The organism is Marinomonas sp. G8-14 (assembly GCF_055808935.1).
In genome coordinates, this window is the sequence record NZ_CM147891.1 from 1 (window position 1) to 25,311 (window position 25,311).

Annotated in this window: 21 protein-coding genes, 2 tRNA genes, 3 rRNA genes and 2 pseudogenes; 19 read left to right on the forward strand and 9 right to left on the reverse strand. The window is 43.9% G+C overall.

Going from position 1 to position 25,311, the window contains the following annotated elements; translation table 11 throughout:
• Positions 1–221: 221 nt before the first annotated feature.
• The 5 genes from AC0L6V_RS00005 to rrf all read left to right on the forward strand — a co-directional run bounded on the left by AC0L6V_RS00005 (position 222) and on the right by rrf (position 5,692).
• Positions 222–1,764, forward strand: a 16S ribosomal RNA gene (locus AC0L6V_RS00005).
• A gap of 172 nt (positions 1,765–1,936) precedes the next feature.
• Positions 1,937–2,013, forward strand: a tRNA-Ile gene (locus AC0L6V_RS00010).
• A gap of 133 nt (positions 2,014–2,146) precedes the next feature.
• Positions 2,147–2,222: transfer RNA gene (locus AC0L6V_RS00015), tRNA-Ala, on the forward strand.
• A gap of 267 nt (positions 2,223–2,489) precedes the next feature.
• Positions 2,490–5,379, forward strand: a 23S ribosomal RNA gene (locus tag AC0L6V_RS00020).
• Positions 5,380–5,577: 198 nt separating this feature from the next.
• A 5S ribosomal RNA gene (rrf, locus tag AC0L6V_RS00025) occupies positions 5,578–5,692 on the forward strand.
• The 16S, 23S and 5S rRNA genes sit together here with 2 tRNA genes alongside, the layout of an rRNA operon.
• A gap of 180 nt (positions 5,693–5,872) precedes the next feature.
• Here rrf and AC0L6V_RS00030 read toward each other — a convergent pair.
• The 4 genes from AC0L6V_RS00030 to AC0L6V_RS00045 all read right to left on the reverse strand — a co-directional run bounded on the left by AC0L6V_RS00030 (position 5,873) and on the right by AC0L6V_RS00045 (position 9,662).
• Positions 5,873–7,042 carry an IS4 family transposase gene (locus tag AC0L6V_RS00030; RefSeq protein ID WP_409419168.1) on the reverse strand — a complete coding sequence of 390 codons (1,170 nt, stop codon included), beginning with the start codon at positions 7,040–7,042 and terminating at the stop codon, positions 5,873–5,875.
• Between the two features lie 166 nt (positions 7,043–7,208).
• A complete protein-coding gene (locus tag AC0L6V_RS00035; RefSeq protein WP_188322931.1) occupies positions 7,209–7,583 on the reverse strand; it encodes a transposase in 375 nt (124 codons plus the stop codon).
• Positions 7,584–7,591: 8 nt separating this feature from the next.
• Positions 7,592–8,377 (reverse strand): IS4 family transposase, encoded by a 786-nt coding sequence (locus AC0L6V_RS00040; RefSeq protein ID WP_409419169.1) that lies wholly within the window; start codon positions 8,375–8,377, stop codon positions 7,592–7,594.
• 349 nt (positions 8,378–8,726) lie between these two features.
• Complete coding sequence (locus tag AC0L6V_RS00045; protein WP_409419170.1) at positions 8,727–9,662, reverse strand: LysR substrate-binding domain-containing protein; 936 nt, start codon at positions 9,660–9,662, stop codon at positions 8,727–8,729.
• A 104-nt stretch (positions 9,663–9,766) separates the two neighbouring features.
• On the opposite strand from AC0L6V_RS00045, the gene AC0L6V_RS00050 reads away from it, so the two are divergent.
• A complete protein-coding gene (locus AC0L6V_RS00050; RefSeq protein WP_265216704.1) occupies positions 9,767–10,675 on the forward strand; it encodes a DMT family transporter in 909 nt (302 codons plus the stop codon).
• On the opposite strand, the gene AC0L6V_RS00055 is transcribed toward AC0L6V_RS00050, so the two are convergent.
• Positions 10,655–11,272: a TetR/AcrR family transcriptional regulator gene (locus tag AC0L6V_RS00055; RefSeq protein ID WP_265216705.1), complete on the reverse strand. Its 618-nt coding sequence runs from the start codon at positions 11,270–11,272 to the stop codon at positions 10,655–10,657. The two genes, AC0L6V_RS00050 and AC0L6V_RS00055, sit on opposite strands and share 21 nt — an antisense overlap.
• 117 nt (positions 11,273–11,389) lie before the next feature.
• Between AC0L6V_RS00055 and AC0L6V_RS00060 the strand changes: the two are divergent.
• Positions 11,390–13,410, forward strand: a pseudogene (locus tag AC0L6V_RS00060) (oxidoreductase).
• 77 nt (positions 13,411–13,487) lie between these two features.
• On the opposite strand, the gene AC0L6V_RS00065 reads toward AC0L6V_RS00060, so the two are convergent.
• Positions 13,488–13,640, reverse strand: a complete 153-nt coding sequence (locus AC0L6V_RS00065; protein ID WP_265216707.1) for a hypothetical protein — start codon at positions 13,638–13,640, stop codon at positions 13,488–13,490.
• A gap of 388 nt (positions 13,641–14,028) precedes the next feature.
• On the opposite strand from AC0L6V_RS00065, the gene AC0L6V_RS00070 reads away from it, so the two are divergent.
• Genes AC0L6V_RS00070 through AC0L6V_RS00080 form a run of 3 tightly spaced genes read left to right on the forward strand, consistent with a single transcriptional unit; the run spans position 14,029 to position 16,306 of the window.
• Positions 14,029–15,483, forward strand: a complete 1,455-nt coding sequence (locus AC0L6V_RS00070; RefSeq protein ID WP_409419172.1) for a phospholipase D-like domain-containing protein — start codon at positions 14,029–14,031, stop codon at positions 15,481–15,483.
• A 47-nt stretch (positions 15,484–15,530) separates the two neighbouring features.
• Positions 15,531–15,908, forward strand: a complete 378-nt coding sequence (locus AC0L6V_RS00075; protein ID WP_418138657.1) for an exonuclease/endonuclease/phosphatase family protein — start codon at positions 15,531–15,533, stop codon at positions 15,906–15,908.
• Positions 15,899–16,306, forward strand: coding sequence for an endonuclease/exonuclease/phosphatase family protein (locus AC0L6V_RS00080; protein WP_418138658.1), 408 nt, complete (start codon positions 15,899–15,901; stop codon positions 16,304–16,306). Before AC0L6V_RS00075 ends, AC0L6V_RS00080 begins: the two co-directional genes overlap by 10 nt.
• A gap of 32 nt (positions 16,307–16,338) precedes the next feature.
• On the opposite strand, the gene AC0L6V_RS00085 is transcribed toward AC0L6V_RS00080, so the two are convergent.
• From AC0L6V_RS00085 to AC0L6V_RS00095, 3 genes are read right to left on the reverse strand one after another with little or no spacing between them, the layout of a single operon-like run.
• Entirely contained in the window at positions 16,339–16,830 is a 492-nt protein-coding gene (locus AC0L6V_RS00085; RefSeq protein WP_418138659.1) for a DUF2254 family protein, read from the reverse strand.
• Positions 16,809–17,690: a DUF2254 domain-containing protein gene (locus tag AC0L6V_RS00090; RefSeq protein WP_418138660.1), complete on the reverse strand. Its 882-nt coding sequence runs from the start codon at positions 17,688–17,690 to the stop codon at positions 16,809–16,811. The genes AC0L6V_RS00085 and AC0L6V_RS00090 overlap by 22 nt, the downstream gene beginning before the upstream one ends.
• Positions 17,691–17,726: 36 nt before the next feature.
• Positions 17,727–18,245, reverse strand: coding sequence for a hypothetical protein (locus tag AC0L6V_RS00095; protein WP_265216712.1), 519 nt, complete (start codon positions 18,243–18,245; stop codon positions 17,727–17,729).
• 328 nt (positions 18,246–18,573) lie between these two features.
• On the opposite strand from AC0L6V_RS00095, the gene iscR reads away from it, so the two are divergent.
• The 9 genes and pseudogenes from iscR (at position 18,574) to AC0L6V_RS00140 (ending at position 25,304) form a co-directional block, all read left to right on the forward strand.
• A complete protein-coding gene (iscR, locus tag AC0L6V_RS00100; protein WP_265216713.1) occupies positions 18,574–19,062 on the forward strand; it encodes a Fe-S cluster assembly transcriptional regulator IscR in 489 nt (162 codons plus the stop codon).
• A gap of 74 nt (positions 19,063–19,136) precedes the next feature.
• On the forward strand, positions 19,137–20,573 hold the full coding sequence (gene sufB, locus AC0L6V_RS00105) for a Fe-S cluster assembly protein SufB (protein ID WP_111606439.1): 1,437 nt from the start codon (positions 19,137–19,139) through the stop codon (positions 20,571–20,573).
• A 94-nt stretch (positions 20,574–20,667) separates the two neighbouring features.
• Positions 20,668–20,778, forward strand: a pseudogene (locus tag AC0L6V_RS00110) (ATP-binding cassette domain-containing protein); the annotation flags it as partial.
• 13 nt (positions 20,779–20,791) lie between these two features.
• Positions 20,792–21,373, forward strand: a complete 582-nt coding sequence (gene sufC / locus AC0L6V_RS00115) for a Fe-S cluster assembly ATPase SufC (RefSeq protein WP_418138661.1) — start codon at positions 20,792–20,794, stop codon at positions 21,371–21,373.
• Positions 21,374–21,455: 82 nt separating this feature from the next.
• Complete coding sequence (sufD, locus tag AC0L6V_RS00120) at positions 21,456–22,637, forward strand: Fe-S cluster assembly protein SufD (RefSeq protein ID WP_265216714.1); 1,182 nt, start codon at positions 21,456–21,458, stop codon at positions 22,635–22,637.
• An 11-nt stretch (positions 22,638–22,648) separates the two neighbouring features.
• Positions 22,649–23,866, forward strand: coding sequence for an aminotransferase class V-fold PLP-dependent enzyme (locus tag AC0L6V_RS00125; protein ID WP_265216716.1), 1,218 nt, complete (start codon positions 22,649–22,651; stop codon positions 23,864–23,866).
• A 9-nt stretch (positions 23,867–23,875) separates the two neighbouring features.
• Positions 23,876–24,226 carry a HesB/IscA family protein gene (locus tag AC0L6V_RS00130; RefSeq protein WP_265216717.1) on the forward strand — a complete coding sequence of 117 codons (351 nt, stop codon included), beginning with the start codon at positions 23,876–23,878 and terminating at the stop codon, positions 24,224–24,226.
• A 4-nt stretch (positions 24,227–24,230) separates the two neighbouring features.
• The gene (gene sufT, locus AC0L6V_RS00135; protein ID WP_265216718.1) at positions 24,231–24,761 is read left to right on the forward strand and encodes a putative Fe-S cluster assembly protein SufT; all 531 of its coding nucleotides are present in this window, start codon (positions 24,231–24,233) and stop codon (positions 24,759–24,761) included.
• A 117-nt stretch (positions 24,762–24,878) separates the two neighbouring features.
• Entirely contained in the window at positions 24,879–25,304 is a 426-nt protein-coding gene (locus AC0L6V_RS00140; protein WP_265216719.1) for a SufE family protein, read from the forward strand.
• Positions 25,305–25,311 lie beyond the last annotated feature (7 nt).

The window sequence follows — 25,311 nt, forward strand, 5'->3', positions numbered from 1 at the left end:
CGCTCTTTAAAATAGATAATCAGATAATTTGTGTGGGCGCTCGCTGGAGGCTTCAGAAGATTGTCCGGATTGGTTTTTAACTGATTCGAGATGGTCAAAAAAATTGAAGTCTTGCGAAACGTCTAACACGTCAATTCGCTTTATGTTGTTTCGTTGTTCTTCGGGATGATGAAATGATTAAGTTATTGTTAGTGTAATAGATTTTGAGTAAGCAAACTTTTTAACTGAAGAGTTTGATCATGGCTCAGATTGAACGCTGGCGGCAGGCTTAACACATGCAAGTCGAGCGGTAGCACGGAGAAACTTGTTTCTTGGGTGACGAGCGGCGGACGGGTGAGTAACGCGTAGGAATCTACCTAGTAGAGGGGGACAACATGTGGAAACGCATGCTAATACCGCATACGCCCTGAGGGGGAAAGGAGGGGACTTTTCGGAGCCTTCCGCTATTAGATGAGCCTGCGTGAGATTAGCTAGTTGGTAGGGTAAAGGCCTACCAAGGCGACGATCTCTAACTGGTCTGAGAGGATGACCAGTCACACTGGGACTGAGACACGGCCCAGACTCCTACGGGAGGCAGCAGTGGGGAATATTGGACAATGGGCGCAAGCCTGATCCAGCCATGCCGCGTGTGTGAAGAAGGCCTTAGGGTTGTAAAGCACTTTCAGGGGTGAGGAAGGGTGATTGGTTAATACCCAATTATCTTGACGTTAGCCCCAGAAGAAGCACCGGCTAACTCTGTGCCAGCAGCCGCGGTAATACAGAGGGTGCAAGCGTTAATCGGAATTACTGGGCGTAAAGCGCGCGTAGGTGGTTTGTTAAGTCGGATGTGAAATCCCGAGGACTCAACCTTGGAATGGCACCCGATACTGGCAGGCTAGAGTATGGTAGAGGGGTGTGGAATTTCCTGTGTAGCGGTGAAATGCGTAGATATAGGAAGGAACATCAGTGGCGAAGGCGACACCCTGGACTAATACTGACACTGAGGTGCGAAAGCGTGGGGAGCAAACAGGATTAGATACCCTGGTAGTCCACGCCGTAAACGATGTCTACTAGCCGTTGGGTTGTAATGACTTAGTGGCGCAGCTAACGCAATAAGTAGACCGCCTGGGGAGTACGGCCGCAAGGTTAAAACTCAAATGAATTGACGGGGGCCGCACAAGCGGTGGAGCATGTGGTTTAATTCGACGCAACGCGAAGAACCTTACCTACTCTTGACATCCAGAGAAGAACGCAGAGATGTGTTTGTGCCTTCGGGAACTCTGAGACAGGTGCTGCATGGCTGTCGTCAGCTCGTGTTGTGAAATGTTGGGTTAAGTCCCGTAACGAGCGCAACCCTTATCCTTACTTGCTAGCGGGTAATGCCGAGAACTTTAAGGAGACTGCCGGTGACAAACCGGAGGAAGGTGGGGACGACGTCAAGTCATCATGGCCCTTACGAGTAGGGCTACACACGTGCTACAATGGCGTATACAGAGGGCTGCGAACTTGCGAGAGTAAGCGAATCCCAGAAAGTACGTCGTAGTCCGGATTGGAGTCTGCAACTCGACTCCATGAAGTCGGAATCGCTAGTAATCGTGAATCAGAATGTCACGGTGAATACGTTCCAGGGCCTTGTACACACCGCCCGTCACACCATGGGAGTTGATTGCTCCAGAAGTAGGTAGTCTAACCGTAAGGAGGACGCTTACCACGGAGTGGTCAATGACTGGGGTGAAGTCGTAACAAGGTAGCCCTAGGGGAACCTGGGGCTGGATCACCTCCTTAAACGATAGAAACCTCTGGTGAGCGTTCACACAAATTATCTGATGTCTAATTTATGAGAAGCACAGAAGTGTTTTAATCTGTTGTTCTGTTGGTTAGAGCGTACCCCATTATTTTGGTAAAGAGTAGGGTGAGGTCGACCGAACTAAAACAAACAGCAAATTATATTGTATTTGGGTCTGTAGCTCAGTTGGTTAGAGCGCACCCCTGATAAGGGTGAGGTCGGCCGTTCAAATCGGCCCAGACCCACCAGAATTCCAATAACTTCGTTATTTAAGATCTCGTTTAGCGAATTAAACGTCGACCTTAAAAGTCTTGTTCTTGAAATTCTGGTATTTAATTGGAGATGTTTATTCCAATTAGCAAATACGATCTAGAGAAAAATGGGGCTATAGCTCAGCTGGGAGAGCGCCTGCTTTGCACGCAGGAGGTCTGCGGTTCGATCCCGCATAGCTCCACCATTTACGGATCATTCTGTGTAAAAGATTAGAAGAGAGTTCTAAGCAAGACGCTAAACATCTTATGCATTCGTGTGTTGGGTGATTTTTAGTCTCTGACTTAGTGCTTTGCACTAAACTTGCTCTTTAACAATTCGAATTTTGAAATAGACGATAATCAAGCGTCAAACCGGTGGAAAGCATCTTTAACCTAGATGACTTTCTAAATCGTAAATCCAGAGGGGTACAAAAGCCCTTTGGTATGTGATCCGAAACTATTTTGGGTTATATGGTCAAGTGACCAAGCGTGCACGGTGGATGCCTTGGCAGTCAGAGGCGATGAAGGACGTGGTAATCTGCGAAAAGGTTCGGGGAGTCGATAAACAGGCTTTGATCCGAACATGTCCGAATGGGGGAACCCACTCTACTTGTAGAGTATCCCACAGTGAATACATAGCTGTGAGGAGGCGAACGAGGGGAACTGAAACATCTAAGTACCCTTAGGAAAAGAAATCAACCGAGATTCCCTAAGTAGCGGCGAGCGAAAGGGGATTAGCCCTTAAGTGGTTTTGGTGTTAGTAGAAGGCTCTGGAAAGTGCCGCGATAGAGGGTGATAGCCCCGTATACGAAAACACCTTAATCATGAAAACGAGTAGGACGGGACACGTGTTATCCTGTCTGAATATGGGGGGACCATCCTCCAAGGCTAAATACTCCTGACTGACCGATAGTGAACCAGTACCGTGAGGGAAAGGCGAAAAGAACCCCTGTGAGGGGAGTGAAATAGATCCTGAAACCGTGTACGTACAAGCAGTGGGAGCGGACTTGTTCCGTGACTGCGTACCTTTTGTATAATGGGTCAACGACTTATTTTCAGTAGCAAGGTTAAACATGTAGTGGAGCCGTAGGGAAACCGAGTCTTAATAGGGCGTTTAGTTGCTGGGAATAGACCCGAAACCGGGCGATCTATCCATGAGCAGGTTGAAGGTTGAGTAACATCAACTGGAGGACCGAACCCACATCCGTTGAAAAGGCTGGGGATGACTTGTGGATAGGAGTGAAAGGCTAATCAAGCTCGGAGATAGCTGGTTCTCCTCGAAAGCTATTTAGGTAGCGCCTCGTATCTCACCATTGGGGGTAGAGCACTGTTTGGGCTAGGGGGTCATCCCGACTTACCAACCCCATGCAAACTCCGAATACCAATGAGTGCAATTACGGGAGACACACGGCGGGTGCTAACGTCCGTCGTGGAAAGGGAAACAACCCAGACCGTCAGCTAAGGTCCCAAAGTTACAGTTAAGTGGGAAACGATGTGGGAAGGCTTAGACAGCTAGGAGGTTGGCTTAGAAGCAGCCATCCTTTAAAGAAAGCGTAATAGCTCACTAGTCGAGTCGGCCTGCGCGGAAGATATAACGGGGCTAAAACTGTACACCGAAGCTACGGATGCTTAGTTTACTAGGCATGGTAGAGGAGCGTTCTGTAAGCCGTTGAAGGTCAAGCTGTAAGGCAGGCTGGAGGTATCAGAAGTGCGAATGTTGACATGAGTAACGATAAGGGGAGTGAAAAACTCCCCCGCCGGAAGACCAAGGTTTCCTGTCCCATGTTAATCAGGGCAGGGTGAGTCGGCCCCTAAGGCGAGGCAGAAATGCGTAGTCGATGGGAAACAGGTTAATATTCCTGTACTCGTGCATATTGCGATGGAGAGACGGAGAAGGCTAGGCCAGCACAGCGATGGTTGTCTGTGTTTAAGGCGGTAGGTTTAGGGCTTAGGCAAATCCGGTACCTTTTAAGACCGAGAACTGATGACGAAGCCTCTTTTGGGCGAAGTGGTTGATGCCATGCTTCCAGGAAAAACTTCTAAGCTTCAGATATGCAGGAACCGTACCCCAAACCGACACAGGTGGTCAGGTAGAGAATACCAAGGCGCTTGAGAGAACTCGGGTGAAGGAACTAGGCAAAATGGTACCGTAACTTCGGGAGAAGGTACGCCGGCCGGTGTGAAGGACTTGCTCCGTAAGCACTAGTCGGTCGAAGATACCAGGTGGCTGCGACTGTTTATTAAAAACACAGCACTCTGCAAACACGAAAGTGGACGTATAGGGTGTGACGCCTGCCCGGTGCTTGAAGGTTAATTGATGGGGTTAGCGCAAGCGAAGCTCTTGATCGAAGCCCAAGTAAACGGCGGCCGTAACTATAACGGTCCTAAGGTAGCGAAATTCCTTGTCGGGTAAGTTCCGACCTGCACGAATGGCGTAACGATGGCCACACTGTCTCCACCCGAGACTCAGTGAAATTGAAATCGCAGTGAAGATGCTGTGTATCCGCGGCTAGACGGAAAGACCCCGTGAACCTTTACTATAGCTTCACAGTGAACTTTGAACCTACTTGTGTAGGATAGGTGGGAGGCTTTGAAGCGGTGACGCCAGTTACCGTGGAGCCACTCTTGAAATACCACCCTGGTATGTTTGAGGTTCTAACTCAGGTCCGTAATCCGGATCGAGGACACTGTGTGGTGGGTAGTTTGACTGGGGCGGTCTCCTCCCAAAGAGTAACGGAGGAGCACGAAGGTGTGCTCAGCATGGTCGGAAATCATGCATAGAGTGTAAAGGCAAAAGCACGCTTAACTGCGAGACAGACACGTCGAGCAGGTACGAAAGTAGGTCTTAGTGATCCGGTGGTTCTGTATGGAAGGGCCATCGCTCAACGGATAAAAGGTACTCCGGGGATAACAGGCTGATACCGCCCAAGAGTTCACATCGACGGCGGTGTTTGGCACCTCGATGTCGGCTCATCACATCCTGGGGCTGAAGCCGGTCCCAAGGGTATGGCTGTTCGCCATTTAAAGTGGTACGCGAGCTGGGTTTAGAACGTCGTGAGACAGTTCGGTCCCTATCTGCCGTGGACGTTTGAGATTTGAGAGGAGCTGCTCCTAGTACGAGAGGACCGGAGTGGACGAACCTCTGGTGTTCCGGTTGTCACGCCAGTGGCATTGCCGGGTAGCTATGTTCGGACGGGATAACCGCTGAAAGCATCTAAGCGGGAAGCCTCCCTTAAGATAAGATCTCACTGGAACATAAGTTCCCTAAAGAGCCGTTCGAGACTAGGACGTTGATAGGTTGGGTGTGTAAGTGCTGTGAGGCATTGAGCTAACCAATACTAATTGCTCGTGAGGCTTGACCATATAACACCAAAGTGGTTTTTAAAGCGGAAACGCTACAATCACAGACACAGATTACGATAAAGCATCAGCAATGATGAGCATCGGTTTGATACTTGGTTATCACTATTTCAAAATGAATTGTTAAAGATCCAAGCACGTATTCGCGTGTTTTGGTGAGGCCACAAAACGCCCAGCCAGAACAAAACGCAAAACGAATTGCTTGACGATCATAGAGGCGTTGAACCACCTGATCCCATCCCGAACTCAGAAGTGAAAAGCGCCATCGCCGATGGTAGTGTGGGAGATCCCATGTGAGAGTAGGTCGTCGTCAAGCTTTATATTAAGAAGGCCCTGATAGCTAACGCTGTCAGGGCTTTTTTTCGTCTCAAAGAAAGGGGCCGAGGTGCATCACCATCACCTTGGTATTCGCTTCGCTTTTGACGACCTAAAGGCCGACAGGTTATTCGATTTTTGTAGGTCGTGGCTTTAGCCTTAAGGATCCCCACATTTATTTCTAGCACTTGGTTTCCAATAGAAGAAGGTCTAACGCCTCAAATAACATTTTTTCTGTTATTTCATAACGGGAGGTTTTCAGGATCCTTTTGGCTAAATAGCAATAAGACAATACTCGCCTCGTTGTTATCGTATTTGATTGGAAATGACGATGATAACCTTGCATCTCTGCCGCTTTCCCAATGACGTAAAGGCACCATTGAGCAAGTAAGGCAATTAACAGGAGGGTTTGTAATCGCTCAATAGATTGGCTTCGGCTACGTTTTAGTCCTAGCCCATAATATTCGTTCTTCGTGTCTCGGAATGCTTCTTCGATAGTCATTCTGCGCTTATAAATATTGACTAGAGCAAGAGGAGGAAACTCGCCTTTTGGCAAGTTACTGACTAGAAACCAAGGCTCTCTGTTTGCTTTAGAGCACTTCTTATAATTGTTACAGTTTGGTCTTTTAACGGGTTTGCTTTTTTTCTTTGTAGGGCGTGGACTTTTATACAAAACACCACGACAAGGCCATTGTTGTTGTTTTGATAGACGCAAGCCGGACAACTCCATTGGTTTTGTGGTGGCTTGATGATGATAACCGTCAACGAGAGTCCATTGTGGTCGTTTATCCGTTTGGCATTTTACCGTTCCACGTGTACGTGCAAGCCAATACCAATCTAATTGCTCTATTGCTTTGAACCACGGAACCTTAAATCCTGCGTCCGTGCAGATAATAGGGGTACAGTCAGAGGGAAGTATTTGCTTTAAATTATTTAAGAAGTCGACATGTCTTTTATGATTATTCATAGCTCCTTCAGGGTGTACTTCTTCATATAAAGTGAAAGCTCTTCCCTGAAAGGCCACTGAGGCGCGCAGTAAAACAAAGCTAAAATCATAAACACTTGACCAATCAACAATGATGGGCAAGAACTCTTGTGCAGAAAAGTGAGAGGCAAGGGTCTTATAAAATTGATTTCGGCATTGGTGTAATTGGATGTTTCCTAACAGTCGATCAACTCGTTTAATGCAATATTTTTCAATGACGTTAGCGTCTTCTCCTAGTTTTCTACCAATTGCCGTTAGGCTTAATCTGGCGCCTTCTTTAACGGAGGATACTGCATCTGATAAAGCTGTATAGGTTCGCTTATCAATGGAGATTGAATTGTCAGGAAGTAAACTCGATAATAACAATGTGATGCCCCTTGTCTGGCTTATTTTTTGGCGAAAATAGTTTAACCAACAAGTGGGCATCACTCTATATTTGTGGGGATCCTTAAGGCTTTAGCCCGACAAGACATGATGTGTTGTCGCGAGCTTTTTTGACGGCCTGAAGACTTAAGGATCCCCACATTTATTTCTAGCACTTGGTTTCCAATAGAAGAAGGTCTAACGCCTCAAATAACATTTTTTCTGTTATTTCATAACGAGAGGTTTTCAGGATCCTTTTGGCTAAATAGCAATAAGACAATACTCGCCTCGTTGTTATCGTATTTGATTGGAAATGACGATGATAACCTTGCATCTCTGCCGCTTTCCCAATGACGTAAAGGCACCATTGAGCAAGTAAGGCAATTAACAGAAGGGTTTGTAATCGCTCAATAGATTGGCTTCGGCTACGTTTTAGTCCTAGCCCATAATATTCGTTCTTCGTGTCTCGGAATGCTTCTTCGATAGTCATTCTGCGCTTATAAATATTGACTAGAGCAAGAGGAGGAAACTCGCCTTTTGGCAAGTTACTGACTAGAAACCAAGGCTCTCTGTTTGCTTTAGAGCACTTCTTATAATTGTTACAGTTTGGTCTTTTAACGGGTTTGCTTTTTTCTTTGTAGGGCGTGGACTTTTATACAAAACACCACGACAAGGCCATTGTTGTTGTTTTGATAGACGCAAGCCGGACAACTCCATTGGTTTTGTGGTGGCTTGATGATGATAACCGTCAACGAGAGTCCATTGTGGTCGTTTATCCGTTTGGCATTTTACCGTTCCACGTGTACGTGCAAGCCAATACCAATCTAATTGCTCTATTGCTTTGAACCACGGAACCTTAAATCCTGCGTCCGTGCAGATAATAGGGGTACAGTCAGAGGGAAGTATTTGCTTTAAATTATTTAAGAAGTCGACATGTCTTTTATGATTATTCATAGCTCCTTCAGGGTGTACTTCTTCATATAAAGTGAAAGCTCTTCCCTGAAAGGCCACTGAGGCGCGCAGTAAAACAAAGCTAAAATCATAAACACTTGACCAATCAACAATGATGGGCAAGAACTCTTGTGAAGAAAAGTGAGAGGCAAGGGTCTTATAAAATTGATTTCGGCATTGGTGTAATTGGATGTTTCCTAACAGTCGATCAACTCGTTTAATGCAATATTTTTCAATGACGTTAGCGTCTTCTCCTAGTTTTCTACCAATTGCCGTTAGGCTTAATCTGGCGCCTTCTTTAACGGAGGATACTGCATCTGATAAAGCTGTATAGGTTCGCTTATCAATGGAGATTGAATTGTCAGGAAGTAAACTTGATAATAACAATGTGATGCCCCTTGTCTGGCTTATTTTTTGGCGAAAATAGTTTAACCAACAAGTGGGCATCACTCTATATTTGTGGGGATCCTTAAGCCTGAAGACCGACCTACAGGGTTTTAACTATATATCACCCTAGTATTCGCTTCGCTTGCGCCTGTTTCGCAGGCTCTACGCGTCAGCGCGAATCCAACACCAAGGCGATTGTTGTGCATTTTTTCAAAAATTTGATTTATATAGTTTTTGTCGAATAAATGCCGACCTGCAGATACTGCGTGATGTGCCGCTATACGCTTTTATCAGCATATTCTATCTCCACTGATTAGCTAATCGCTGAATCTGATGTTTGTGAAAGAGGCTAAAATCGAGGTAAAGAGTTGGCCTCTTCTTTCAGCCATTGCTTTAGGTGTCTGATTGCGTCTTCATTTTTACGACTTTCTTTGTACGCTAAATGAAAGTTGTCACCTGTTTTGAACGCTTGGCAAGGTAATCGTGTGAGTGGTGTTTCTTCGTATTTCTCATTCATCATATAGTCATTAACGAGTGCAATGCCAAGTGAGTGTTTTGCGGCTTCATATGCGAGCATGAGGTGACTAAAGCGGTGAAATTGTATTGTACTTGGTAGAGGCTGCTTTAAATTTGCAAACCATCGTCTCCAATCCTCTGTATGACGATCATAGATGCTATATGAGGTGATAAGTGGAAATTGTGCCAGTAAGCTTGGCGTTGCTTTTAGTTTGTCACTTAATTCTTGAGTTGAGGTGATATTTAGTTTGTTTTTAATGGTTTCAAAATATTGGTGACTACATACTGGAAAAAGCTCCTCTTGATATAAAGATTCAAATAAGAACCCTCTTTTTTCTTTTTCAACGGTGATAAAAAAGTCTGCCGTTCTGTCTGATAAATCTGGAGAGTGGTGGCTCATTTCTATACTCAGCTCTAAGCTTGGGTGTAGACGTTTAAGTTCTGGTAGTCTGGGGATTAGCCAGTAGACGGCAAACGAGCTGTACACGGCCAGTCTTATATGTGTTTTCTGTACACCCTTCAGACGATTTGTGGCTTCGTTTATTTGCAGTAATGAGCTGCTGATGGCATCTAAATACTGCTTACCTTCTTTGGTGAGTTCTAGGTTTCTACCTTGGCGATGAAAAAGGCTTTCTCCTAGATAGTTTTCAAGAATTCTTATCTGATGGGATACGGCGCTCTGGCTCACATTTAGCTCGTTGGCTGCTAATGAGAAGCTGTTAAGTCGAGCCACTGTCTCAAACACAGGTAGGGATTTTAAAGGCGTCATATTTATTATCCAAATAACTAATACTGGGTTTGAATATATCACTTTATCTAATGATGTAAACTTACTAAGCTACTGTGAATTTGAATACTTTGTAGGAGAGTTGTGTGTCGGGTCGTACCGTTAGTAGTGCTATTTTTGTATTAGTATTAGGCAGTTTTTTTGCTACCCTGTGTGACACTTTTATCAAAATGGCAGGCTCTGATGTGGCTATTTTTCAGTTCACTTTTCTGCGTGCTGTTTTTATGTGCCTCATTCTTTGTCCTATTGTGGCGTTTAGGTTTCGTCACTACGCAAAATCGACCGCTTTTTTAGGGCTAAAGCTTCATTTTATTCGCGGTAATATGTGGGTGTTGGCGGCTGTTTTATTGGTCCTTTCTTTGGCGGAACTATCATTGGCAACGGCTAATGCGGTGTTTTATACCGCCCCGATTTTTATTATGCTTTTGGGGGCTTTTTTCTATAAAGAGCGATTAACAGTGGATGTTGTGTTCGCCGCGGTTCTTGGCTTTATTGGTATTTTAGTGATACTGAGGCCGACAGAGGTTAGCTCTGGTATGGTGAGTGCCATTCTGTTTGCGATTGTGCTTGCTACAAATAGCTTGTTAATTAAGCGTCTACCGCAGCAACAAGATATGCTATATGGCTTATTCGTGACCCAGCTCTTTGCGTTGCCATTGGCTGGAGGATTGGCTTTTTGGGAGGGGGCTGCGTTTCAGTTGGATGTATTAATGTATTCGGCTTTGTCGTCGATATGCTCAATTTTATATAGCGTATCGTGTCTAGTCGGGTATCGATATGTTGCATCAAGTCAGGTAACCAGTGCTGAGTATTCCGGATTGATTTTTGCTTTCCTGATTGGTTGGTGGTTTTTTGGTGAAGCGCCAGATTTAGGTTTGTTTGTTGGTTCTTTTTTCGTTATAGCGCCTTTGCTTTATTTGAGTCATAAGGACATTAGACGCTTACGGAAGGAGCAGTTGTTGTCTAATACCCGATCAAATTTGGGAGCCGGTTGAAGCATTTGAGCAAAGATTTTTAATCATTTGCTCAATCATTTCCGAAAGATCTGCTTGGTCTAGGTAGATACCATCTATAAAAAGCCTAGCCAGCCCATGAAGACTTGCCCATGTGGTTTGTCCAATTCTTAATGCGGTATTGTTTTTTGGCAATACGTTTTCTGCTTGCAATGTTTCGACCCAGTCAATCCATGCTTTAAAGGTCTGTTTAGAGGCTTTTTTTAGTGAATCGCTTGGTGTGCCAGCTTTCCATAATGTCCTACCGTACATGAGATCGTAGGTTTCACTGTGTCGAAGGGCATACTCAACGTAAGCACATACGTAATTCCTAAAGCTTTCTTCAGCACTAATTTTTTGCGCTTTTAAGGTATTCAATATGCCTTCTTGTTCATGAAAACCTTTTTCAGCTAGAGCACAGAGTAAGGCGTTTTTATCTTTGAAATGATGATATGGCGCCGTTCTTGAGACTCCAACGGTGTCTGCTAATTTGCGCATACTGAGACTTTCTACGCCCTGTTCTTTGATAATGAAAGAGGCGGATTCAAGCAGTGATTTAGTGAGATCACCATGGTGATACTGAGTTTTTAGTGTTGGCATGAGCTGATTAAATACTTGTATCTTGACAATGTCAAAATGAATATCTATCTTGACAGTGTCAAAATTGTACGCGGGCAGCTGCAATATTTAAAAATAATAAACAAAGTGAGTCACATTATGAGCCAATCACCATACCCACACCTTTTTCAACCATTAGATCTTGGTTTTACTCAGTTAAAAAACCGCGTCATTATGGGATCTATGCATTTAGGGTTAGAAGAAGTCAAAGGCGGTTTTGCTCGTATGGCGGCATTTTATGCAGAACGTGCTAGAGGTGGCGTCGCTTTGATTGTGACAGGTGGAATTGGCCCGAATGTGGAAGGTGGTGTGTATGCTGGGGCCGCGTTGATGGTCAGCGATGAGGATGTTGCCAACCATAGCCAAGTAACCAAGGCGGTTCATGTTGAAGGCGGTAAGATATGCATGCAAATTTTACATACTGGGCGATATGCCTACAATCCTAAATTAGTAGCGCCTTCTGCATTACAGGCTCCAATTAATCCCTTTAGTCCTCATGAGTTAACCGATGAAGAGGTTTCTCAACAAATTGAAGATTTTGTGCGCGCCGCGGTGTTGGCGCAAAAGGCGGGTTATGATGGCGTTGAAGTCATGGGGTCGGAAGGGTATTTAATTAACCAGTTTGTTGTTTCTCGCACCAATCATCGTGATGATGATTGGGGTGGAGATTATGGAAATCGTATTCGCCTACCGTTAGAAATTGTGCGTCGAATTCGGGAGGCGGTAGGTGATCATTTTATTATTATTTATCGTCTGTCAATGTTGGATTTGGTTGAACAGGGAAGTACGTTGGAAGAAGTGGTTACACTGGGTTTAGGAATTGAAAAAGCAGGAGCCAGTATTATTAATACAGGTATTGGTTGGCATGAGGCAAGAGTACCGACTATTGCGACAAAAGTACCTAGAGCGGCCTTTACTTGGGTAACCGCAAAGCTTAGAGAGTCATTGAATGTCCCTTTAATTACGTCAAACCGTATCAATATGCCCGATGTTGCAGAGGCGGTCTTGGCTCGTGGTGATGCGGATCTTATCTCAATGGCAAGGCCATTTTTGGCCGATCCTGAGTTTGTGGTGAAAGCTGAGCAGGGTCGAGCAGATGAAATCAATACCTGTATTGGCTGCAACCAAGCCTGTTTGGATCATGTTTTCGATCATAAAATGACATCTTGTTTGGTAAATCCAAGGGCCTGTCATGAGACTGAATTACTCATTACTCCGTCAGAAACAACAAAACACATTGGTGTGATTGGTGCAGGACCTGCAGGTTTGGCGTTTGCGACGACCGCTGCGAGACGAGGTCATAAAGTTACTTTGTTTGATGCTGCTAGTGAAATTGGCGGGCAATTTAATATAGCTAAGCGTATTCCTGGTAAAGAAGAGTTTTATGAAACCTTACGTTACTTTACGCGTCAGTTGGAATTGACAGGAGTGACCTTGCAGCTTGATACCGAGGTTGACGAATTACTGTTGCAACAATACGACTTTGATGAATTGGTATTTGCCACAGGGATTGTACCAAGAGATTTGGATATTGAGGGGATCAATCATCCTAAAGTATTGAGCTATTTGGATGTTATGAACGGTCATACGGTCGGTAAGCGTGTGGCTGTAATTGGTGCAGGCGGTATCGGTTTTGATATCAGTGAATATTTGATTCATGACCCAAATCATTCCCCACAAAGTATTGACGGTTTTATGAAACAGTGGGGCGTTGATATGACGTTTCGTGCCAGGGGGGTGTCGAGGGCATGAAAGCCGATTTTGCACCAGCAGCAAGAGATATTTTTCTATTGCAGCGAAAAGCCTCAAAAGTGGGGGCGAACTTAGGTAAAACGACAGGTTGGATTCATCGAACGGAGTTGTTAAAAAAAGGTGTGACCATGATCGCTGATTGTGAGTATCAAAAGGTGGATGATCAAGGGCTGCACATACTAGTATCTGGTAAGCCGCAATGTTTAGACGTTGATCATGTGGTTATTTGTGCAGGTCAATTGCCAAATAAGGCGTTGGGTGAAAGCTTAGATCGGCCAGTGCATTTTATTGGTGGTGCTGCGGTCGCCTCAGAGTTAGATGCCAAACGCGCAATTAAACAAGGGACTTTGTTGGCTTGTTCATTATGATGCCGTAAACTCATTGCTTGAGTGGTTGGCTTAAAAAATCGGGCTATACCACTCTAGTCATTTTTTGCGTTCAGAAGTTAGACTAACACTTGCCGAGTAGTGGCAATGTGCTCATGAATTTGATCTTCAATACCTGAATCAATCATGGCTTTTGGACGGCAATCGTATGGGTAGGCCATTTTCGGTGTGGTACCAAATAATCGACAGATTAATGGGCGTTCATCATACACTTCTCAACCACTTGGTCCCAAGTGAACACAATTAAGCTCTTTTAAAACGGCGTTACGCTCAGCGTCTGATTTAACTGGTAGGCGCAACATTTCCTCTGAAGAGGCTGTGACAGCACCGCAACAATTGTGACAGCTTGGTTTGCATTCAAACGTCGGGATGCGTTCATGCAGTCTTCCAATGATGTCTCTGTCGTAAGTTATGTATTGTTGCCTTTCGTGTCGAGTTGTTTAGCATTATTGCTGATGTTTATAATCAAGTATTTTATAAAAATTATGTAAATCGCTTTATCCAGTTGAGTATTGTTGTAACTTATCACTATAAAATACGTGATTGAAGTAGAGGTTGTTGGTGAATGGATTTAGCAGCGTATTGTTTGAGTTGAGATTTATGCCGATATTTGAAGTATTGCTTGAATGGGTTAGCTTTCACTGGGTAACTATTATCGTCGTGTTGCATATTGGTTTGTCTGCTGTGACATCCTTGCATGTGCTGCTGTTCAAAGAAAACGAACGTACTTCTCTTGCTTGGATAGGTTTGGTGATATTTTCGCCTGTCTTAGGCAGTTTGTTCTACTGGTTGTTTGGCATAAACCGCATTAGGCGTATAGCAAAGAGAGAGCACCCTCAAACGCTCAAACAAGACTTCCGCTATAAAGAGGATTGTATTGATTTTCATTGCCTACCTGAAAACTGGCATTCCTCTGTTATCGCGGGGTACGCTATTCATCCAGTGAATTATGTTGATGATAATAGTATTGAGCCCCTTGTTAACGGCGATAATGCTTATCCTGCGATGATAAAATCGATTCAAGCTGCAAAACATCACATAGTTTTATCAAGTTATATTTTTGATTACGACTCACTTGGACGTCAATTCGTTAACGCACTAGCGCAAGCGCAGCAGCGTGGTGTGTTAGTGCATGTTTTGTTAGATGGTATTGGAGTTGGTTACAGCTGGCGTAAATCAGATAGGGCATTAAAGAAACGAGGTGTGAGAACGGCACAATTTTTACCTGCGATTTCGTTTACAAGCATTCGTTTTATTAACCTAAGAAACCACAGGAAAATACTCTGTGTTGATGGTGAAGAAGCTTATATTGGTGGCATGAATATCAGTAAAAGTAATCTGGTTAAGTCTGCAAAACACCCGATTGATGATGTTCATTTTAAGGTGGTGGGCCCTGTTATTGATCAAATTAGCCAAGTTTTTATAGAGGACTGGTTCTTTGCTACAAGAGAGTTGATTCAATTTCCTTCCTATAGCCCAAGCACTCTGAAGGTAAAAAATGATAAATCTGTTGTCGCTAGAGTTATTCAAGATGGCCCGGATGAGCATCATAATAGGATACGTTGGACACTAATTAACGCACTCGTTTGTGCGCAGAAAAGCGTTAAAATCATCACTCCCTATTTTATTCCTGATCAAACATTAATGACATCGCTTCATGCCGCAGCTTTGCGTGGCGTGTCTGTTGAAATTATTGTGCCTGAGCACAGTAATATTCTATTTGTAGATTGGGTTATGGAAGCCAATTATCCAAGAATTATAGAGCATGGTATAAAAATATATAAAAATAAGCGGCCGTTTGATCACAGCAAAATAGTGCTTATTGATGATGTCTGGTCATTCATAGGTTCTACTAACTGGGATGCCAGAAGTTTAGAGTTCAACTTCGAAATCAATTTAGAATGTTTTGATACGGATCTGAATGCGCAGCTGACGGAATTATTTGAGTCCAAGAAATTCAACGCTGAAGGTGTGGTAGAAGAGGATGTTCGAGGTTTATCCATCTATAAGAAAATCCGTAATAACCTATTTCGTTTGTTTTCTCCGTATTTGTAATCCGAATTCTTGTTCGTTGTTGTTATCATTTTTAAAGGCTATTTTTTATGATGAAAAGTCGTTATAGCACTGTTGAGTCGTTAAAAATAATGGGAAGCGCTTCGAAACAGGTGATAGGGCCAGATATTAAGGTATTGTTGTGGAATGTGTTTAAATGCAAACGAAAGGGTTGGCAGAATGATTTTACTTCTCTCATTGACGATAAAGATTTAATCCTGTTGCAAGAAGCCATTCTAAACTCGCCCTTTGACGGAATGTTTAACCATTCTTCGCAACATCAGTGGATTATGGCGAGCAGCTTTAAAAACGTAAAGTCTAACATTGAAACGGGAGTTAAAACCGGATCAAGCGTTATGGCAAATAAGCATTTTTTTCAGCATCTACTCATAGTGAGCCTATTACTAAAACTAAAAAAATGGTGTTAGCAACCGAGTATCCGTTAGCAAGTACAACAGAACCTACCCTTGAGCAGTCGCTGCTCGTTATCAATACTCACATGATTAACTTTGTTTCTTTCGAAAAATTCAGCGCGCATCTTGATCAAGCTTTTCAGGCTCTAGAGCATCATAGTGGCCCGATATTATTGGCCGGTGACTTTAATACTTGGAACAAAAAAAGAATGCAGTATTTTGATGAGCTAGCTATGTCATGCTCGTTAAAAGAAGTTGATATCACTCGTCAGCCAAGGCTAGGTCATTTATTTCGTCATCTTGATCACATTTATTGCCGCGGATTAGGCGTTGTTGACGTGCATGTTCACACAGATATCCATTCGTCTGATCATTACCCAATCAGTTTGTCACTTCGTCTCGCAGATGATTAGCTTTTTATATAGGCTAATCATTGTCGATTTTTTTACGCATTATCTAATAGTTTGCTCAAGGCTTGTAGGCGGATGGAGACTTCCTTTCTGTCCAAGTCTATTAGTTGCTGTTGCTCTAATCCATGTTCGATCATGAGCTTTTGATGACGGACAAAGGACCAATGAGTTGCATAATTTGCTTGTTCAGCAATACGAATCAAACCTTCTAATTGACGCAAACGCACTGCTAGGCAAGATTGTGAATATTGGCGAATTTGGTCAAAGGCGATATTGGCTAGGGTTTCAAATGATGTCGTTTTGTAGGTTACTCGTTCTACTCCTTCCTCATCATAGGTGATGCCTTCAGGGAAGTTTTTTTGAGTCAAATCACAAATCGTTGCGGTGAGTTTATCTATGCAGGCGATGGCTGAATAGGGGTCATTTATGCCGGGTGATAGGGCTCTCAAGGCGATTTCAACCAGTTGGTGCACTGCAAACTCTGGGTCTTGTATTGGGGTGCGTTTTAGGTACTCAACGTAAAGCACTCGTGCAGTGTTTGTTTATCCTCTTCTGAAAAGTTTTCGATGTCACTTTTCATCACAATCATGCGGTTGACGACAAAATCGCCTGGATTGACTGTGATATTCAGATGGCCATCTAGTTTGCACATTAAATCGGTTAAATCTGAGTAATTAATTGCTTGAATATAACCACATGAATGGCTTTTGAAATTGAACTGCTTGTTGTTTTCTGTTTGCGTTGACTCTTGAGTTTGGCTTTTGTTCCTTGAGGAGCAGGTGTCTTCTTCCTCTTTTTGCTGTTTAAAGATTTGGTTAATGCTGTCTTGCAGCTCTTTATAAACATTGTCTATGACACTGTCAGATTGCAGATTGAGAGAAACGTGGTGAATAAAATAGATAAGCAAAAGAATGCCGAACATCGTCATTAATATTGCGCCAGCAATAGTAAGCCCTGGAAGAAAAGCACCACCGGCAAAATCATCAGTTGTTCTAACCAGAATCAAGCAGTAAACAAATAAAGATATAAAAATACCAAGTACGACTTGGGTGCTAGAGTCTTCCATAAAATTGCGAATTAATCTCGGTCCAAACTGCGACGAGGCGTTGGTAAGGGCAACTATGGTAATGGAAAACGTGATACTTACTACCGTCATCACACTGCTCGCGACGGTAGTAAGAAGGTCTCGAGTGATGCTTGCATCGGCGTGGTATAAGAAATTTAGCCAATTTAACGAGTTTAGCCCAGCGTATAGATCAATCAGCAGCAGTGATATACAGCTTAAAATGGTGAGCGATAAAATCAGGCATGGTGTAAACCAGAAACTGGTTTTAGCGGTATCGTACACTTTTAATATTTTAGTGTTTTTAATCATTGGTAATGGCAAAAGGATACGTCCTTGTGTGTTGTTGGAAATTTGCGGCTACTGGCTTTTTTCGTTCGGTTCTCCCGTTTTGAGTAACTTCAATAAATCTTCTCTTTTTATACTGCCTTTTAGTGCGAGATCTAATTGATATTGGTATTCGTTATTCCAGTCCGTTGTTCTAGGACTGAGTGCAGATAGGTCGCTCATGGCGGATTTCATGACTTTTAGGTAAGCCTGAATATTTTGTTCTTGATTGATTAAGATATTTTTTAGAGCCGTCGCGCTACTGTGTCTTAGGTAAAGCTTTAGTGTTTCATTTTGTTCTTCAATGGTTTGTATCTTGATATCTTGTTGAGACTGTATTTTCTGTATGTTGAGTAATTGTTCTTCATGAGTGCTCAGTTTGTTGAGGGTTTCAACATCTTCTTGGGATTGAAGTAGAAAGTAGGTCACGCCAGAAGAAGCGCAAACACTCAATAGGAAACAGGATAAAAAAGCGACTATAGGTATTTTGCTTTTTTTGGGAGTCGGCTCTTCTACCTCCACTTTTTTATCGACAATAGGTTTTTGTGGCATAATTGGCCCTCCTTACTTCACTCATATGATGATTTAATAGTGTGCTTTTTTGCATAAAAAGAACACGTTTTTATCTTTGCTTTTATCGGTTTTATGTCAGTTTTGCCTTATTACCACCACGGCGTGCTCTATTATTGCTCTGGATTATGTTTAGGGTAGTCTTTAGAGACACATTCAGCGGTTTAGTTTTTGCCTCAGTACACGTAAAATATGCGCCCATGACAATGGGTGTGTAATAACCTACTAAAATAGTCAGGTAAATACTTGATCAAAACAGTAGGTTTTGTGTACTATTTACTTTTACAGAATAATCTAAAGTGGATAGTTTATGCGCCTGACAACAAAAGGTCGTTATGCGGTAACCGCCATGCTTGATTTAGCATTGCATTCGGATAAAGGACCTGTGTCGTTATCGGATATTTCGAATAGACAAGGAATATCATTGTCTTATCTTGAGCAATTGTTTTCTAAGCTCCGTAAGAAAGCTTTGGTAAACAGTGTCCGAGGACCTGGTGGCGGTTATCGTCTTAGCCGATCTAACCATGATATTTTTGTTGCTCAAATAGTCGATGCGGTTAATGAGTCGGTAGATGCAACGGGCTGCAAAGGCCGAAGTGATTGTCAAAGCGGTAATACTTGTCTCACCCATCATTTATGGTGTGATTTAAGTGATCAAATACACGATTTTTTAAATCAAATTAGCTTAGAGCAGCTTGTGCGTCGCAATGATGTACGTCAAGTTGCTGAGCGACAAGATCTTGAGAGCCGACAACGCTGTCTTCAAAATGACAAAATTAGCGCGGCCATTGTTGATTAAATAGAAAATAAATTAATAGAGCTTAATGCGCTGATTCACGGCGTATTAGTGGCTATAATTGAGTGAGTTTTTATATGACTGAGCAGATAGATAAGGCGCTGGCACGGGAGTACGAAGCAGGTTTTGTGTCTGATGTAGAATCAGAGACATTTGAGCCAGGTTTGGATGAAAGTGTCATCCGACGTATTTCTGAAATGAAAGGTGAGCCTGAATGGATGCTCGAATGGCGCCTGAGCGCATTTCGTGAATGGTTGGAAATGGAAGAGCCTGAATGGGCTTTAGTCGATTACCCAAAAATAGATTTTCAGTCTATTTCTTACTATTCGGCTCCAAAAAGTATGAAAGACAAGCCTAAGTCTTTGGACGAGGTGGATCCGGAACTACTGCGTACTTATGAAAAACTTGGTATTCCTTTGATAGAGCAGCAAATGTTGGCCGGTATCGCGGTTGATGCGGTATTTGACTCTGTCTCTGTTGTAACGACATTCCGTGAGAAACTAGAGGAAGCGGGTGTGATATTTTGCCCAATTTCTGAAGCGCTGCACAAATATCCAGATCTTGTTAAAAAGTACATCGGTAGTGTTGTTCCTAAGAAAGACAATTATTATGCGGCGTTGAACTGTGCTGTGTTTACGGATGGTTCTTTTGTTTATATTCCTAAAGGCACTCGCTGTCCTATGGAATTGTCTACTTACTTCCGTATCAATGAGCAAAATACGGGGCAATTCGAGCGCACACTGATTATCGCGGATGAAGGTAGCCACGTGAGTTATCTAGAAGGTTGTACTGCGCCGCAGCGTGATGAAAATCAGCTGCATGCAGCGGTAGTAGAGCTCGTTGCCATGGATAACGCTGAGATTAAATACTCAACGGTGCAAAACTGGTATCCAGGTGACGAGAACGGCAAAGGCGGTATTTACAACTTTGTCACCAAGCGCGGTATTTGTCATACCAACGCTAAGATTTCTTGGACGCAAGTCGAGACAGGTTCTTCGGTCACTTGGAAGTACCCAAGCTGCATTTTGAAAGGCGATAATAGTGTAGGCGAGTTCTACTCAGTTGCTTTGACGCGTGGTCGTCAGCAAGCAGACACTGGGACCAAGATGATCCATATCGGTAAGAATACAAAATCCACCATTATCTCTAAAGGTATTTCGGCAGGCAGAAGTAACAACAGCTACCGTGGGCTTGTTCGTATGAACCCAGGTGCCGAAGGCGCACGTAACTTTACCCAGTGTGACTCTTTGTTGATTGGTGATCAGTGTGGCGCACACACTTTCCCTTACGTGGAAAGTCGTAACCCATCAGCCATTATTGAGCATGAAGCGACAACCTCTAAGGTCAGTGATGAACAGATGTTCTTGTGTCGTCAGCGTGGCCTCGATCCTGAAAAAGCCGTTTCCATGATTGTGAATGGCTTCTGTAAGGAAGTATTCAAAGAATTACCAATGGAATTTGCCGTTGAAGCGGGCAAGTTACTAGAAATAAGCCTTGAAGGCTCAGTAGGTTAAGGAATTATTAAAGATGTCGAACACGAAAAGTTTGTTGACGATAAAAGATTTGCACGCCAGCGTTGAAGAAAAACAAATCATCAAAGGGTTGGATTTAGACATCAAACCGGGTGAAGTGCACGCAATCATGGGACCAAACGGTGCTGGTAAAAGTACTCTTGGCTATGTTTTGTCTGGTCGTGATGGTTACAGTGTAGACAGTGGTAGCGTGACGCTTGATGGCGAAGATTTACTGGAAATGGAGACGGAAGACCAGGGCTCGCGCGGGTTTGTTCTTGGCGTTCCAATATCCAGTCGAAATTCCTGGTGTCAGCAACTTAGAATTTTTAAAAGCGTCGGTGGATGCGCAGCGTCAAGCCCGTGGTGAAGACGCCATTACTTCTGCGGATTTCTTGAAAGAAGCGAAAGCGGCGTGTAAGCAAGTTAACTTGCCAGTGGCTTTCTTGAAGCGTGGTGTTAACGAAGGTTTCTCCGGTGGCGAGAAAAAACGTAATGAGCTAATGCAGATGTTATTGCTGAAACCAAAGCTTTGCATTCTAGATGAAACAGATTCTGGTTTGGATATTGACGCTCTGCAGATAGTGGCAGAGGGTGTGAATAGCCAACGTTCCGCAGATCGCAGTTTTATCGTTGTAACCCATTATCAACGTCTTTTAGATTACATTAAGCCTGATTTTGTGCATGTATTGTCTGACGGCAAAATCGTTAAGAGTGGTGATGCTTCCCTTGCGCTTGAGTTAGAAGCTCAAGGTTATGCTTGGTTGCAGAAAGAGCCAGTTGAAGACGAACTTGAGGGGTAACGCATGAGTGAATGGTTAGAAAGCGCCATTGCTCGAGCGCAAGGTATCAATGACTGGCTTGCGCCAAAGCGAGCCTCACGCAGTGGAACTTTTAGCAAATACTAAGTGGCCAACGCGTAAAACGGAAGCGTGGCGTTATACGCCTTTGCGCCCTGTAGAGCGTACGCAAGCAAAAGTCATTACCGATAAAGTCGAGTTGTTGCCGGTTGCCATTGCGGATTTATCCGCAATTGAATTGGTCTTTGTTAATGGGCAGTTTGACCAAACGCAATTGACGAAAACCTTGCCTGAAGGTTTATCTATTTCATTGGGTGGTGACTTAGATGCGGCGCAACAAGCAGAAGCACTACATATATTTTCGACTATTAAACCAGAGCGCCACATTTTCGGTTTGGTTAACGACGCAATAGCACAAGATGTCGTGGTGGTCACGGTGGCGGAAGGGGTCGAGGTTACTCAGCCGATTCGTATTAGCTCTTTGTTGAGTCAAGGCGCCGAATCCCACACTCGTGTGCAAATCACTTTGGCAGCTGGCTCGCGATTAACCGTGATTGAAGATGTCCAAGCGCAAGGCGATAGTTTTAATACCGCGTTTGTTGAATATAAGGTCGCAGCGAATGCTAGCCTAGAGCATTATCGCTTTGCTCTACAGACAGGCAGTAATGTTTCCATTGGTGGTAGCCATTTTAACTTGTATGACCACGCTAAAATGCACAGTACTCTTGTGGGTTTTGGTAGTGAGTTGTCTCGTTTAGACACCGACATTATTCATGCGGGTGAGTTTGCCGATGCCAAGCTTAATGCCATGTATTTGTTAGATGGAAAAGAGCTGTTTGATCTGCATGCGACGGTTGAGCACGCTATGCCCAATGGCAAAACTGAAGAGAATGTGCGTTGTATCGTAGCCGATCGTTCTCGCGCTATTTTTAATGGTCGTATTCATATTCACCGTGATGCACAGAAAACCTTGGCAGAGCTAAATAACCGCAACTTGCTGTTATCCGATAAAGCCGAGATTAACACTAAGCCAGAGTTAGAAATATACGCTGACGACGTGAAATGTGCTCATGGGGCAACGGTAGCTCAGATTGATAAGCAAGCTTTGTATTATCTGCAGACTCGTGGTGTAAGCCGCTCGAAAGCGCAAGTGATGCTCAACTTTGGTTTTATTAATGAGTTGATTGATTTAATGCCAAATGCGGCGTTAGCGGAGTGGATTCGTCCTATTATCCGTGAACGATTTGCGCAAATGGAAGTGAAATAAGCGAGAAAACGATGAGTTTTGATGTAGCCGCTATCCGTAAGCAGTTTCCGATTTTAAAGCGAGAGATTGATGGGAAACCTTTGATATACCTCGATAATGCAGCGACGACGCAAAAGCCGCAATGTGTGATTGATGCTTTGGTGGATTACTATTCGACCTGTAATTCTAATGTGCATCGTGGTGCCCATCGTCTTGCTGATGAAGCGACACGTCGCTTTGAGGATGCGCGCGACATCGTAAAAAACTTCATTAACGCGCCAAAACGCGAAGAAGTGATTTGGACGACGGGTACTACCGAGGCGATTAATATTGTCGCCAATGGTTTAGGTTCTTTGTTGTCATCGGGTGATGAGGTTATTGCAACAGGAATGGATCACCATGCCAATCTAGTGACGTGGCAACAAGCCTGTAAAGCTTCTGGTGCGATTTTAAGAACCGTTCCGGTAACGGATTCTGGTGAATTAGATCAAGGGGCTTATGATGCCATGCTAAATGAGCATACTAAGTTTGTTGCTTTTCCGCATGTTTCCAATGCCTTGGGTACCGTGAACCCAATTAAAGAAATGACGGCGAAAGCAAAAAAAGTCGGAGCTTGGGTACTGGTAGATGGTGCTCAAGGTGCCGCTCATGGTCATGTTGATGTGCAAGACATAGGTTGTGATTTTTATGCCTTTTCTGGGCATAAGATTTATGGACCAATGGGTGTCGGTGTGCTCTGGGGTAAAGAGTCAGTTCTCGCTGAGTGGCCTGTTTGGCGCACTGGTGGCGAGATGATTTCTACCGTGACTTTGCAAGACGCAACTTGGAACGTTTTGCCTTATCGTTTTGAGGCAGGTACGCCTAATGTGGGTGATGCGATTGCGATGGCGGAAGCGATTCGTTGGTTTAGTGCATTAGATCAAGAGGCTGTTGCGGCTCATGAAAAAGCCTTGTTGGACCATGCAACTGAGCTTGCTGAGCAGTTTGAAGGTTTGACAATAATTGGGACCGCCAAAGAAAAAATTGGCGTGTTGAGCTTTGTGATGGATCAGGGACACCCTGCTGACATCGGGTTTTTGTTGGATCGGCAAGGCATTGCTGTGCGTACGGGTGATCATTGTGCGCAGCCACTGATGGCGCGCTTTAATGTGCCAGGTACAGCACGCGCATCGTTTGCGATTTATAATACATTAGAAGAAGTTGACGCTTTGTTTGTGGCACTGAAAAAAGTGCAAACAATGCTGGCTTAGGAGGTTTCAATGACAGTAACAACGTTTGATCCTGTCTCTAGCGTGTCTTTAACCGCTTCTGCACAGAAATATTTTGCCTCTAAATTGGTTAAGCAGCCTGGCAAGTTGATTCGATTGAGCACGAAAGAGAGTGGTTGTACGGGTTTTTCTTATGTGCTGGATATTGTTGATACCGCCTCAGGTGACGATACCGTATTAGAGTTTGGTAACGTGATACTTGCAGTGGATTCGCACTCTGTTGCCATGTTGAAGGGCACAGAGATCGACTTAGTGCGCGAGGGCGTTAACGAAGTTGTAAAGTTTAAAAACCCTAACGTTGTAGCAGAGTGTGGCTGTGGCGAAAGCTTTAGTGTGAGTTAACTTCATGCAAAAAATGGTAGTAACAAATCGTGCTTGTCCAGCACGACGAGTACCGAGTGGTGAGCCAGTTAGTATTCCAGAAGGTCAGTTTATTACGATCAACCAGAGTTTAGGTGGCAACTATACAGTCACTTGGCAAGGTAATATGCTGCGCATAGACGGTACCGACGCGGAGGCCATTGGTCAGCAACCTGAGGTCTTGGATTTTGAAGATCTTGGTACTGGGCAGATCAGTGAAGATCAAGTCTGGCAGGCGTTAGATACCATTTACGATCCTGAGATTCCGATCAGCCTAGTATCGTTAGGCTTGGTTTATAAGGTGACGCTAGATCAAGAAGCAAAATCTGTTTTGATTGATATGACATTAACGGCACCAGGTTGCGGAATGGGGCCTGTGTTGGTGGGGGATGTTAAGTATCGAGTGGCGAAAGTGCCAAATGTTGATTCAGTGAAAGTGGATTTGGTGTTTGATCCACCTTGGTCACGAGAAATGATGAGTGAAGAGGCGCAATTGGAAGCGGGTCTTTTCTTCTAATGTCTTTTTGGGGATAGTTTCGGTCATTTGCTAAAATCGAATACAATAAGAAACGGCCTTGGCATATAGCCAAAGCCGTTTTTGTTTTAATAGGCTTGATGAAAAAAGAGGGTAGTCATGGCTTTACCTAGTACGGAAGATATCGTTGACGATCTGTCGTTCTTTGACGATTGGGAAGATAAATATAAGTACATAATAGATTTGGGGAAGTCATTGCCTGAGTTTGATGAAGTGTGGCGTACGCCGGAACGTCTAGTGAAAGGGTGCCAGAGCAGTGTTTGGATTCAGCCGGGTAGTGAGCAGGATTCGATAAAAGGTGAAGTGCTTACTTTTGCGGTAGACAGTGATGCCATTATCGTTCGTGGTTTGTTGGGGTTAGTGCTTGCGGCATTGGATCACAAAACACCACAAGAAATTTTAGATTTCGACATTACAGCGTATTTTGAAGAGTTGGATCTTGAAAGACATTTGAGTCCGACTCGTGGTAACGGTTTGCGTTCCATTGTCGGTCGCATAAAAGGTATCGCTCAGGCCGCGGCTTAACTCTGGG